A 12,386-nucleotide genomic window follows, 5' to 3' on the forward strand; every position below is an offset into this window, starting at 1 on the left:
CTATGACAGACACACTCAGCACGGCTGCCCCGGTGACGACGGGGCTGTACATCGACGGCAAGGAGCGCTCGACGGCGGAGACGCTGGAGATCGCGGACCCGTCCACGAAGGGCGGCGTCGCGGGCTACGCGGCGGCAGCCACCAAGCAGGACGTCAGCGACGCGGTCGCCGCGGCCAACCGGGCGTTCCCCGCCTGGTCCAAGCTGTCCGCTCAGGAGCGCGCATCGCAGATGGCCGCAGCCATCCAGGGCATCGCCGAGGAGCGCGACGCGGACGCGGCAGTCCTCACCGCGGAGAACGGCAAGATCGTGCACGAGTCGTGGGTCGACTCGCTGGTGCTCGAGATCCGCTGGAACCTCGCGCTCTCCCTGGCCGACGAGCTCTCGGCGACCAAGGTGCTCCCGCCGGTCCCCGGCATCGCCGTCCAGACCACCGTGGCCTACCAGCCGCTGGGCGTGGTGACCGTGATCGTGCCGTTCAACTGGCCGATCGCCATCCTCGGCGCATCGCTTCCGCACGCGCTGCTCGCGGGCAACACGGTCATCGTCAAGCCTCCCGTCTCCGCACCCCTCGCGACCACCCGCGTGGTCCAGCGGATCGCCGAGAAGCTGCCGGCGGGCGTGCTCAACGTCGTCACCGGTAAGGACAGCGAGATGGCCGAGCTCATCGAGGGCGACGGCATCGCCAAGGTCTGCTTCACCGGAAGCGTCGGCGGCGGCAAGCGCATCATGGAGATGGCCTCGAAGTCGCTCACCCGTGTCACCCTCGAGCTGGGCGGCAACGACGCGGCGATCTTCCGCGAGGACGCGATCCTCGACGACGATCACCTCGACCGCCTGTTCGGCGCGGTGTTCGACACCACCGGCCAGATCTGCATGAACGCCAAGCGCCTCTACGTGCACAGGTCCCGCATGGACGAGCTCGTCGACGGGCTGTCCGCTCGCCTCGACAAGACGGTCCTCGGAAGCGGTCTCACCGAAGGCGTCACGATGGGCCCGCTGCACTCTCCCGTGCAGAAGGCGTTCGTCGAGGAGATCATCCAGGAGGCCAAGGACTCCGGCGCGAAGGTGCTGGAGTTCGGCGAGCTGCCCGAGGGCGAGCTCGCCTCGGGCAACTTCCTGCGGCCCGCGATCGTGGTCGACCCCGACTCGTCGCTGCGCGTGGTCGTGCAGGAGCAGTTCGGTCCCGTCATCCCGGTCATCCCGTATGACGACGACGACGAGGCAGTCCGGCTCGCCAACGACTCGTGGGGCGGCCTCTGCGCCTCCGTGTGGACGGCGGACACCGATGAGGCGGCCCGCCTCGGCGCGCAGCTCGAAGCCGGCTACGTCTGGATCAACGATCACGGAGCCAACCGCCTCGACCTCCGTGCGCCCTTCGGCGGCATGAAGCAGTCGGGCATGGGCCGCGAGCAGGGCATCGAGGGCGTCCGCGCCTTCCAGGACACCCGCTCGATCGCGCTCCCGGTTCCGCCCGCCGCGAGCTGATCGCCGCATCGTGGTCGGCCGGAGCGCCGGCCGACCACGATGACGCCCCCGCTGCGCCGCTCGCCGGGCGCGGCGGACGGGTGCCGGTAAACTCGCGCGAAGCCGTGTCGACCCCGAGAGAACTGGTGCCTGTGTCCCTGCCGAACGAACGCGGGCTCGACAACGAGATCCCAGAAGGTGCCGTCGTCGAGGCTCTCCCCGTCGTCATCGACAGCGAGAACTTCACGCCGAGGCTGCTCGCCCTGCTCTCGAACAGCCTCGTCTGGCGGGAATCCCGCGCACTGCGCGCGCGCTTCGGGCTCGGCACCAACGACTGGCGGGTGATCGCGGCGCTCGCCGTGGGCCCCGGAATGAGTGCGAGCGAGATCTCCGAGTACATCGGCATGAACAAGGCGATCGTCTCGAAGAGCGTGAACATCCTCACCGACGGCGGGCTCATCGTGCAGGCCGAGGTTCCCGGACGTGCGAGACCGCTCTACCTCACGGAGGCGGGCGCCGACATGCACGACCAGATGCTGCCGATCTCCATGCGCGGTCAGGAGGTCATCCTCGACGGCCTCTCGCAGTCCGACATCGACCGCCTCAACGAGCTGCTGCGCAGCCTGCTGTCCCGTGCCCGCGATCTCCAGATGGGCGACACCATCGACCCCGCCCTCGAGGAGACCGAGGGCGTCTGATCCCGGCGTCCCCCGAGTTCCCCCAAGTTCCACCTCATCCCCACTTCGATGATGAAGGCCAGCACTGATGAAGGAGAGACGATGACGTTCTTCGACCCGTCCAACTGGGACGGCAAGCTCTACAGCGGAGGCTGGAAGGCCGGCGCACTGACCTCGGCGATCACCTCGCCGGCGACCGGCGATCGGCTCGGCACCTTCGGGCTCGCCGCACCGGTCGACGTGACGGCGGCGGCGCGGATCGCGACAGCCGCACAGGTCTCGTGGGCCGCCGGGTCACCCGACGAGAAGGCGAAGATCCTCCGTCGCGCGGGTCAGCTGATCGACGACAACATGGGCGTGCTCAGCGACTGGCTGGTCCGCGAGGCAGGGTCCGGCCAGGGCAAGGCGGGCTTCGAAGCAGGCCTCGTCGCCGCGGAGTTCTTCCTCGCGTCGGCGACAGCGCAGATGCCGTACGGGCAGCTGCTGCGCAGCGGCAAGCCGCGACTCAGCCTCGCCCGACGCCGGCCCGTCGGAACGGTCGGGGTCATCTCGCCGTTCAACTTCCCAGGCATCCTGTCGGCGCGCTCGATCGCCCCGGCCCTCGCGCTCGGCAACGCCGTGATCCTCAAGCCCGACCCGCGCACAGCGGTGTCCGGCGGGCTCTTCTTCGCCGCCATCCTCGAAGAGGCCGGCCTGCCCGAGGGCCTCTTCCACGTGCTGCCCGGAGGCGCCGACGTCGGATCGGCCCTCGTCGAGGAGCCGAGCATCCGCGTGATCTCCTTCACCGGCTCCACGGAGGCTGGCCGCAAGGTGGGGGAGCGGGCCGGTCAGCTGCTCAAGCGCGCCCACCTCGAGCTCGGCGGCAACAACGCGCTCGTCGTCCTCGGCGACGCCGACGTGCCCGCAGCCGCGTCCGCAGGGGCGTGGGGATCGTTCCTGCACCAGGGCCAGATCTGCATGACGACGGGACGCCACCTGGTGCATGCCAGCATCTACGACGACTACGTCGGCGCTCTCGCCGAGAAGGCCGATCACCTGCCGGTCGGCGACCCGGCGACGGGCGCCCCGCTCGGGCCGATCATCGACGACCGCCAGCGGGACAAGGTGCACTCCATCGTCACCCGCTCGATCGAGGGCGGGGCCAAGCTCGAGGCGGGCGGCACCTACGAGGAGCGCTACTACCGGCCGACCGTGCTGTCCGGGGTGACCGCGGAGCACGCGGCCTTCCAGGATGAGATCTTCGGTCCGGTAGCCCCCGTCACCCGGTTCTCTTCCATCGACGAGCTCGTCGAGCTCGTCAACGCCAGCGACTACGGACTCTCGCTGGGCATCCTGTCCCGCGATCCGTACGCGGCGTTCGAGCTCTCGGATCGGATCCCGAGCGGCATCGTGCACATCAACGATCAGACCGTCGACGACGAGTCCGCCGCGCCGTTCGGCGGCGTCGGCTTCTCGGGCACGGGCGCGCGCTTCGGCGGCCACGAGGCCAACATCGAGGCGTTCACCGAGACGCAGTGGGTCACGATCCAGAGCGAGATCGAGCGCTACCCGTTCTGAGAGCGGTCAGCCCGGTGCCGCTCCTGCGCGGAGCGGCACCGGAGTCGAGCCTGCCGTCAGCGGGCGGGGCGGACCCAGGGCAGGTCGATGCTCTCCGCCACGCCGTCGGCTCGGAGACCCGCCTCCGGCACGACGAGCAGGCCGTCCGCGCCCGCCAGGCCGCGCATCATCGCCGATCCGCTCCAGGGGGTCGGCACGGCACCGTCTGCGGTGATGGAGTAGGGGACGAGCAGCGTCGTGGCCGCACGCCCGGCGAGATCCGGGGCGGGGATCGACCGTGGAGCCCGCATCGGCCGCCCCGACAGTGCGGCGAGAAGCGGTTCGCCGAGGGTGATGGCGGCCACCATCGCGGCCAGTGGGTTACCCGGAAGGCAGAGGATCAGACGGCCGTCGGGCAGCTCCGCGACCATGGTGGGTCCTCCCGGACGCATGGCGACACCGTCGACGAGAAGCCGTCCGCCCAGGTGGCTCAGCGCATTTCGGAGGTGGTCCGCACTCGAGCTGCCGGTTCCTCCCGTCGTCAAGATGAGAGGAGCGCTCGCGCTCTGGATGGCCGCCGTGATCGCGGCCAGATCGTCGCCGACGCGAGTCACTCCGGTCACCCGAGCGCCCAGGCCGTGGAGCACATCATCCAGCGGCACGCTGAAGCTGTCGCGCACGAATCCGGTGTCGGGGACGCCATGGCCGATGACCTCGTCCCCGGTCAGCACCAGTGCGATCTCGGGAACCGCGTGCACCGTCAGCGCATCGACGCCGGCCGAGGCGGCGAGCGCGAGGGAGGCGGGGTTGAGCCGGGCACCGACGCTGATCAGCGTCTCGCCCCGGATCGCCTCGCTGCCGATGGGACGGATGTGCTGCCCGGCCTTCGGGGCCGCGCCGGCGACAGACCGGACCATTCCCGAAGAGGTCTCGCCATGCTCACTGCGCAGCACGGCGGCCGTTCCCGCATCGAGTTCGGCGATCGGGATGGCCTGGCCGGTGACGACCGGACGCGCCTGTCCAGGGTGGGGGAGCGCGTCGGTGAGCGTCCACGGACCCTCGCCGACGACCAGCCAGCCATCCATGGCCGACGAGGCGAAATGGGGCAGGTCGTAGGGGGCGGTGAGGTCGGCCACCAGTCGTCGACCGCCTGCCTCCGCGAGCGGGACCAGCTCCTGCGGCAGCGCCGTCGCAGCAGCATGTGCGCGGCGGCGCGCCTCCGGCCAGGACACCCGAGGGCTCACTGCGACGTGCCGCCCTCCGCGGCCGTCTCGGTCTCGACCTCGCGAGCGAGCGATCGAGCAACGGCCACCGCCTGCGCGAACGCCTCATCCGGCGCCAGACCGCTGTCCGCCGCCAGCGCGGTGGCGTACCCCACGAGGTACGCGCTGAGCGGAGCCGCCGGCCGGACCACGGCCCGCGCGACGACGCCCGCCATGCCCAGCACGGCGCTCGCGTCGGCGGGAGGAACGCCGAGCGCGTCGCTCAGGCGCCGATTCCACTCCGCGATGCCGTCCGGCAGCTCGTCCTTCTCGGTCATGCTCGGTCCTCTCGTCTCGTGAATCCGGGGCTGTCGTCCCGTCGTCCTCTGTCCAGCTGTCCTCTGTCCATCCGCTCGACCCCCAGCAGCTCGGCGTCCGCCCAGGTGTCCACATCCGCCGTCGACCCGACAGGCACCGAGACGCGCTGGAGTCGCAGCCCGTCGACGAGCGCGTGCATCGATCCGCCCATGCGGGGCGCCTGCCGAAGCCGAGCGGCCAGCGCCTGCGTCGAATAGAGGCCGAGGAGGTACTGGTCTCGTCCGCCGTCGTCGATCGCGATCAGACCATCTTTGGCATCGCCGTCGGCCGCAATGCAGGCCGGGTCGACGGCGGCGAGCAGCGCGTCCACAGCCGGTCCGATGAGAGGGAGATCGGAGGCGAGCACGAGGGTGAACGGGCTCGGCCCATCCGCGAGCGCAGCCCATCCCGCGGCGAGAGCGCTGACCGGCCCGGACAGCGGCGGATCCTCTCGGGTGACGAGTATCCCCGCCTCGGGTGGGACGTCTCCCACGACGACGATCCGCGCCGCGGCCGATGCGGCCGAGGTGGCGATGTCGAGCAGCCGCTCGCCGCCGTAGCCGAGCAGCAGCGGCTTGGCGAGGCCGCCGAGCCTGCTCGCGCGGCCGCCCGCCAGGACGACGGCGTCGAAGATCACCTGCCGAGCCTAGGCGAGCGGATCGGCGCCGCCGCCCGAGGCTCGCATTGAACGGGAGCCCCCATCCCCGGTCCGACGGGGGCGAGGCTCTCATGCGGAGCTCCCCGGATCCTGCTGTGATAAGCATTCAGCATGAACCGGGTAGTCGCGCGGAAGCCCATCGTCCGCATCGTCGTCGGCGAATCGCGCAGGCGGCGCGAAGACGTCATGGCCGTCGAGGAGCCTCTCGAGATCCGGGTCGCCGGAAAGCCGCTGTCGATCACGATGCGCACCCCCGGCAGCGACTTCGATCTCGCCGCCGGCTTCCTGGTCTCGGAGGGCATCGTGTGGCGGGCCGATCAGATCGCGGCCATCCGGTACTGCGCGGGCGGCCCGGTGGACGGCGAGAACACCTACAACGTGCTCGACGTCTCCCTCACCCGCGGTGTGCCGCTTCCCGATCCGAGCATGGAGCGCAACTTCTACATGACCAGCTCGTGCGGGCTCTGCGGCAAGGCGAGCATCGACGCCGTGCGCACCCTGTCCGCACACCCGGTCGCCGGCGACGACATGACGATCTCCGACGAGCTGCTCGTCACCTTCCCCGACAGGCTTCGTGAGAAGCAGGACGTGTTCGAGAAGACCGGCGGGCTGCACGCCGCCGCACTCTTCGATGCGGCATCGGGGCGGCTGCTCGCCCTCCGAGAGGACGTCGGGCGCCACAACGCCGTCGACAAGGTCATCGGCTGGGCGCTCAAGGAGGATCGCCTCCCGCTGCGGGGCACCGTGCTGATGGTCTCGGGCCGGGCGAGCTTCGAGCTGGTGCAGAAGGCATCCATGGCCGGCATCCCCGTGCTCGCGGCGGTCTCCGCGCCCTCGTCTCTGGCGGTGGACCTGGCCCGGGAGGTCGGCCTCACGGTCGTCGGCTTCCTGCGCGGCTCGTCGATGGTCGTCTACTCCGGTGCGGAGCGGATCGTCTCAGAGCCGGTCGCCGCGCCCTCTGATCCCGATACCGGCCACATGGACATCGACGCCGGACCCGCTCGTGTGAACCTTGTGAAGGAGATGGTCTGATGCTCGGCAAGGACGTCAAGCCCGGGGGAGACCTCAACGGAGCCGAGCTCCGCGATGCCGACTACCCCGACCTCGAGATCGGCCACAAGAAGGAGTGGGCGGTCGGGGTCCCCGCCATCCTGAACTCGATGGAGCCCGCCCTCGCCGCGATGGGTCCCGCGCGGACCGCCCGCCTGATGACGACGATCAATCAGAAGGACGGCTTCGACTGCATGAGCTGCGCCTGGCCGGACCCCGGCAAGCGGCACAAGCTGGAGTTCTGCGAGAACGGCGCGAAGGCGGTCACCTGGGAGGCGACGCCAGTCACTGTGCCCACCAGCTTCTGGGCCGAGAACTCGCTGAACAGCCTGCTCGATCGGTCGGAGTACTGGCTCGGCCAGCAGGGCAGGCTCATCGAGCCCGTCCACAAGCCGAGCGGATCGGACAACTACGAGCCCATCTCGTGGGACCGCGCCTTCGAGCTCATCGCGGAGCGCCTGAACGCCCTCTCCTCGCCCGACGAGGCCGCCTTCTACACGAGCGGCCGGACGGCGAACGAGACCGCGTTCATCTACCAGCTCTTCGCCCGCGCGTTCGGCACCAACAACCTGCCCGACTGCTCGAACATGTGTCATGAGTCCACCGGAACCGCGCTGACCGAGACCATCGGCATCGGCAAGTCGACGATCGCCTACGACGACTTCGAGCAGGCCGACCTCATCGTGGTCATGGGGCAGAACCCGGGAACCAACCACCCGCGGATGCTGGGAGCCCTCGAGGACGCCAAGCGCAACGGCGCGAAGATCGTCACGGTCAACCCGCTGCCCGAGGCGGGGCTCATCCGCTACAAGAACCCCCAGACCGTGCGCGGCATCATCGGGCGCGGCACCCAGCTCTCCGACCACTTCCTGCAGATCCGCTCGGGTGGCGACATGGCGCTGCTCCAGGCGGTCTCCAAGCGGGTCCTCGCCGCCGAGGCGGCCGCGCCGGGGACGGTCCTGGACCACGACTTCATCGACAAGCACACCCACGGTTTCGAGGAGTTCGTCGCCAACATCGAGGCCCTCGACGAGGATGCCGCTCGCGCGGCGACGGGGCTCACCGACGAGGAGATCGATGCCTTCGCGAACCTCTACCTGAAGTCAGAGCGGGTGATCATCACCTGGGCGATGGGCCTCACGCAGCAGAAGAACGCCGTCGCCACCCTCAAGGAGCTCATCTCGCTCCTGCTCCTGCGCGGCAACATCGGCAAGCCGGGCGCGGGAGCGTCGCCGATCCGCGGGCACAGCAACGTGCAGGGCGATCGCACCATGGGCATCTGGGAGCAGATGAGCGACCGCTTCCTCGATGCGCTCGACGCAGAGTTCGGGTTCGCCTCACCGCGTCCGCACGGCTACGACGCTCTGCAGACCGTCGATGGGCTCACCCGCGGCGAGATCAAGGTGTTCTTCGCGGTGGGCGGCAACTTCGTGGCGGCGATCTCCGACACCGCGGTGGCGGAGTCCGCCATGCGCGGCGCTCGGCTGACCGTGCAAGTCTCGACGAAGCTCAACCGATCGCACGTGGTCACCGGCGAAGAGGCGCTCATCCTTCCGACGCTGGGCCGAACCGAGGTCGACATCCAGGCCTCCGGCCCGCAGTTCGTCTCGGTCGAGGACAGCGTGTGCGCGGTGCACGCCAGTCACGGCAAGATCCCGCCGGTCGCGCCGAACATCCTGTCGGAGGTGTCCATCGTCTCCCGGCTCGCGGCTGCGACCCTCGGCGATCGCCACGGCATCGACTGGGCCGGCTTCGAGGCGGACTACGACCGGATCCGCGATCACATCAGTCGGGTCGTCCCGGGCTTCGAGCACTTCAACGAGGACGTCCGCCGCAAGGGCGGCTTCATCCTGCCCAACGGACCCCGTGACGCGCGCACCTTCGACACCTCGACGGGCAAGGCGATGTTCACCGTCAACGCCCTCTGGGCCCTCGAGCGTCCCGAGGGGCGACTGATCCTGCAGACCATGCGCTCGCACGACCAGTTCAACACGACGATCTACAGCCTGAACGACCGCTATCGCGGCGTGAAGAACGGCCGTGACGTGATCTTCGTCAATCCGGACGACATCGCCGAGCTGGGCCTCGAAGACGGTCAGCGCGTCGACATCTTCAGCGAGTGGAAGGACGAGCAGGATCGCGTGCTGCGTGATTACCGCGTCGTGTCCTACCCGACCGCACGCGGCTGCGCCGCTGCCTACTATCCGGAGGCGAATGTGCTCGTGCCGCTGCACAGCGTCTCCGACCGCAGCAACACCCCCGCCTCGAAGGCCGTCATCGTGCGGCTGGAACCGGCGCGGGTGACGGCGCCGGCCTGATCCGTTTGACGGGCCTTGTCGCCGGGCGGCCGGTGCATCCCTCGTAGTGGGACCTGACCCGACGCGATCCTCGAATTAACGTGGGAAGCATGTTCGGACGACGCAAGCCGCCCCTTCCCGCAGCTGATGCACCGCAGCCGGGTCCGGCCGGAAAGCCATTGGACCCCTCCGATCCGGTCGACAGCGTCGGCACGCAGGCGGTCATGCGTCAGGTTCAGGCGCGGCTGGCCGAGGAGCCTCTGCTCGGCGCGAAGATCGCGGGCCAGGAGCTTCTCCACAACGTCATGACCATGCTGAGCAATGAGCGCGGGGTGCAGATCGAGGTCGCCGCGACGATCTTCGGCGGTCTCGCCGGACGGGCCTGCCTGCTCGCCGCCCTCGCCGGACAGGCGGGCGACGACCCGGCGCTGAACGCGAAGACCATCAACTCGCTCGGTATGAAGGACGGCAGCACGCTCCTCATCGGCGACGCGCTCAACTGGCAGCTGGCCGAAGGACCGCACTCGGTCTATGCGCTGATCGGAGGGTACCTGCGGAGCGCGGGGGAGCCGATCCCTGACGCGGGCGAGTTCTTCGCGCACAGCGTGCAGTCGCTGGGCGGCCCGACGTTCGGAGTCCCACGGTTCGCACCCGGCACGGGTGCCGGCTCGACCCCGCTCGAGTACGCGGACGCTCTGTGGGCCACGTTCAGCAACTCGCTCCGACGCTATGCGCCCGACCCGCAGCTGTGGCCGATCTCCTACGGCATCGCCATCCAGCAGATGCTCGAGCTGGCGAAGAGCTCCGGACTCGACCTGGGTGTCATCGTGCGCGTCGTCATGGACAGCGCACTCGCCGTCGCCAAGGTACCGGTGAAGGTGCCGGCCGCCTGAGCCGTCACCGAGCTGCTGAGAAGCCGAAAAGTGCGGCTATTAGTGCCGCTTTCCCGCACTTTTCGGCTTCTCGGTGCTTCTCGGTGCTTTTCGGTGCTTCTCGGTGCTTTTCGGTGCTTCTCGGCGCTCGTCGGAATCGTGCCTGGTGAAGCGAGCGTCAGACCCGGCGACCGGAGAGGAAGCGCAGCAGGAAGACGATCGCCGCCACGATGAGCAGGACGAGTCCCACCCAGAGCAGGAAGTTGAGCGACTGGACCAGGCCGCCGGTCAGCAGCAGGACGATCGCGATGACGGCGATGATGATGACGAGGATGTTCATGTCGGGATCCTTCTCTCGGCCGAAGGCCCCAGCGCCTTCGATGTAACCGATGCTACAACCGCCTGACCCGGATTGCATTACCGGATCTGTCAGTCCTTCTTCCCGCTGCCGTTCCCGTTCCCGTTCCCGTTCCCGTTCCCGTTGCCGTTGTTGCCGTTCGAATTGCCGTTCCCGTTCCCGTTCCCGTTCCCGTTCCCGTTGCTGCCGGTATCGGTCGGCTGGTCCGCAGCTCCTCCGTCGTCGCCGGTGTCGGTCGTGGTGGAGGAGTCATCGGTGGCCGGGGGGACGGCGGGGTCGACCGGCGTGGTCGGCGTGGACGGGGCGGGCGTGGTCGCCGCCGGTGCGGGGGCCGCGGCTGCGGCTGCCAGGGCTTCGAGATCGGCGCGCACACGGTCGATGGAGTCCTGGAGGGTCATCAGTCGGGCGGCCGAGATCTCATCCGCTTCCGCTGCAGAGTGGATGCGGGTCTCGAGTTCGGCAAGCCCGGCGAGTGCCGCTGCGAGGTCGCCGTCGGCCGCCTTCTGGGCCATGTCGACGACGTTGGATGAGAGCTCCGCCGAAAGCGACGGTTCGATGGACGGGGAAGGAGCAGAGCATCCGGCGAGTGCGACGACCAGGGCCATCGCGGCGGTGGCCGCGCCGATGCGGAGCCTGCTCATGAGGTGACCCCGTCGAGCAGATCCTTCATGTCGTCGCCCAGTGGCGCAGGCAGCGACGGCAGTGTCGGTGTGGGGTTCGGCGCGACATCGAGTTCGGAAGTACGCAGGAGCGCGGCCCCGATCGCGAGCAGTGCGATCACGACGAGGCCCACCACGAGCATGAGGATGGCCGGACGGTGCCAGCGCCCGGATCTCTCGGTCTCCGGAACGGAGTCGACGCGCGCCTCGGCGCCCGCCTCGGCGCTTCCCTCGGCAACGTGAGCGGCGCCGTCCCCGGTCTGATCGGTCAGCGGTCGAAGGATCGCAGTCAGGTCCGACGTGGTCTTCTCCGCCTGATCGTCGGCAAGCGTCGTCGCTGCTGCAACCGAAGCGGTGCTCGCCGACGTCTGCAGGGCACCTGTGCTGAGGGGGATGTCCGTGGGCTCGCGACGGATCGGGGGAATGCTGCGCGCTGCGGCCGCGACCTCGATCGCTGTCGGCCGAGCCGATGGCTCGCGCTCGGTCATCCAGGTCAGAAGCCGCGACCATTCGGCGCCGAGCCAGGCCGGGATCTGCGGATCACGCGAGAGCCGTGCGGATACGACCTCGAGCGGGCCGCCGACGAAGGCCGATTGGCCGGTGAGTGCTTCGAGCAGGGTCAGCCCCAGAGCGTAGATGTCGGCCGGGGGAGACGGCTCCAATCCCTGGGCCTGCTCGGGACTGATGTAGCTGGCGGTCCCGAGGAACAGCCCGGGCGAGGTGACGCGGGTCGCATCGGTGAACAGGGCGATCCCGAAGTCGGACAGCTTCGCGCGGTATCGCTGCGTCGGCACCGTCGTCTCGGCCAGCAGGATGTTGGCCGGCTTGACGTCTCGATGCACGATGCCGCGCGCGTGGACCGCGTTCAGGCCGTCGGCGAGATCGTGGGCGATCACCGCGACATCGCGGGAGTCCAGCGGTCCCAGAGCGATCTGCCCGCGAAGCGTCACGCCGTCGACGAGCTCCATGACGAGATAGGAGCGGTCGTCGCGGATGACCGCGTCGAAGAGCGTGACGAGGGCCGGGTGATTGATCGAGGCGAGAGCTCTCGCCTCGCGGACGCGGCGAAGCTCGTCGGCACCTGGTTCGGCGCCGCCGTGCAGCACTTTGATGGCGACGGTGCGGTGCAGCTCCGCATCCCAGGCGCGGTAGACAGCAGCCATGCCGCCGCGCCCGATGAGCTCCTGGACCGTGTACCTGTCATCCAGGATCGATCCGAGGAGCTCACCGGTCGCCAGGCGATCCGTCATTCCG

General features: G+C 69.4%; 12 protein-coding genes. 6 read left to right on the forward strand and 6 right to left on the reverse strand.

The window, feature by feature from the left end; genetic code table 11:
- Positions 1-2: 2 nt before the first annotated feature.
- The 3 genes from E6C64_RS15040 (at position 3) to E6C64_RS15050 (ending at position 3,700) form a co-directional block, all read left to right on the forward strand.
- Positions 3-1,487, forward strand: a complete 1,485-nt coding sequence (locus E6C64_RS15040) for an aldehyde dehydrogenase family protein (RefSeq protein WP_136428285.1) — start codon at positions 3-5, stop codon at positions 1,485-1,487.
- A gap of 131 nt (positions 1,488-1,618) precedes the next feature.
- A complete protein-coding gene (locus E6C64_RS15045) occupies positions 1,619-2,164 on the forward strand; it encodes a MarR family winged helix-turn-helix transcriptional regulator (RefSeq protein WP_233255647.1) in 546 nt (181 codons plus the stop codon).
- Between the two features lie 81 nt (positions 2,165-2,245).
- Positions 2,246-3,700 carry an aldehyde dehydrogenase family protein gene (locus E6C64_RS15050; protein WP_136428287.1) on the forward strand — a complete coding sequence of 485 codons (1,455 nt, stop codon included), beginning with the start codon at positions 2,246-2,248 and terminating at the stop codon, positions 3,698-3,700.
- Positions 3,701-3,756: 56 nt separating this feature from the next.
- Here the strand turns inward: E6C64_RS15050 and E6C64_RS15055 are convergent, their stop codons facing one another.
- Genes E6C64_RS15055 through mobA form a run of 3 tightly spaced genes read right to left on the reverse strand, consistent with a single transcriptional unit; the run spans position 3,757 to position 5,875 of the window.
- Positions 3,757-4,911 (reverse strand): molybdopterin molybdotransferase MoeA, encoded by a 1,155-nt coding sequence (locus E6C64_RS15055; protein ID WP_136428288.1) that lies wholly within the window; start codon positions 4,909-4,911, stop codon positions 3,757-3,759.
- Positions 4,912-4,919: 8 nt separating this feature from the next.
- A complete protein-coding gene (locus E6C64_RS15060; RefSeq protein WP_136428289.1) occupies positions 4,920-5,219 on the reverse strand; it encodes a DUF6457 domain-containing protein in 300 nt (99 codons plus the stop codon).
- Complete coding sequence (mobA, locus tag E6C64_RS15065; RefSeq protein ID WP_136428290.1) at positions 5,216-5,875, reverse strand: molybdenum cofactor guanylyltransferase; 660 nt, start codon at positions 5,873-5,875, stop codon at positions 5,216-5,218. The genes E6C64_RS15060 and mobA overlap by 4 nt, the downstream gene beginning before the upstream one ends.
- A 132-nt stretch (positions 5,876-6,007) precedes the next feature.
- On the opposite strand from mobA, the gene fdhD reads away from it, so the two are divergent.
- From fdhD to E6C64_RS15080, 3 genes are all read left to right on the forward strand, one after another.
- The gene (gene fdhD, locus E6C64_RS15070; protein ID WP_136428291.1) at positions 6,008-6,928 is read left to right on the forward strand and encodes a formate dehydrogenase accessory sulfurtransferase FdhD; all 921 of its coding nucleotides are present in this window, start codon (positions 6,008-6,010) and stop codon (positions 6,926-6,928) included.
- A complete protein-coding gene (locus E6C64_RS15075) occupies positions 6,928-9,264 on the forward strand; it encodes an FdhF/YdeP family oxidoreductase (protein WP_136428292.1) in 2,337 nt (778 codons plus the stop codon). Before fdhD ends, E6C64_RS15075 begins: the two co-directional genes overlap by 1 nt.
- Before the next feature lie 89 nt (positions 9,265-9,353).
- On the forward strand, positions 9,354-10,136 hold the full coding sequence (locus tag E6C64_RS15080) for a hypothetical protein (RefSeq protein WP_136428293.1): 783 nt from the start codon (positions 9,354-9,356) through the stop codon (positions 10,134-10,136).
- Positions 10,137-10,293: 157 nt separating this feature from the next.
- Here the strand turns inward: E6C64_RS15080 and E6C64_RS19275 are convergent, their stop codons facing one another.
- The 3 genes from E6C64_RS19275 to E6C64_RS15090 form a co-directional block, all read right to left on the reverse strand.
- A complete protein-coding gene (locus tag E6C64_RS19275; RefSeq protein ID WP_199241054.1) occupies positions 10,294-10,455 on the reverse strand; it encodes a hypothetical protein in 162 nt (53 codons plus the stop codon).
- 89 nt (positions 10,456-10,544) lie between these two features.
- The gene (locus E6C64_RS15085; protein WP_136428294.1) at positions 10,545-11,114 is read right to left on the reverse strand and encodes a hypothetical protein; all 570 of its coding nucleotides are present in this window, start codon (positions 11,112-11,114) and stop codon (positions 10,545-10,547) included.
- On the reverse strand, positions 11,111-12,382 hold the full coding sequence (locus E6C64_RS15090) for a serine/threonine-protein kinase (RefSeq protein WP_136428295.1): 1,272 nt from the start codon (positions 12,380-12,382) through the stop codon (positions 11,111-11,113). The genes E6C64_RS15085 and E6C64_RS15090 overlap by 4 nt, the downstream gene beginning before the upstream one ends.
- Between the last annotated feature and the right edge of the window lie 4 nt (positions 12,383-12,386).

The sequence above is a fragment of the Naasia lichenicola genome (assembly GCF_004801885.1).
Classification (GTDB): Bacteria; Actinomycetota; Actinomycetes; order Actinomycetales; family Microbacteriaceae; genus Naasia; species Naasia lichenicola.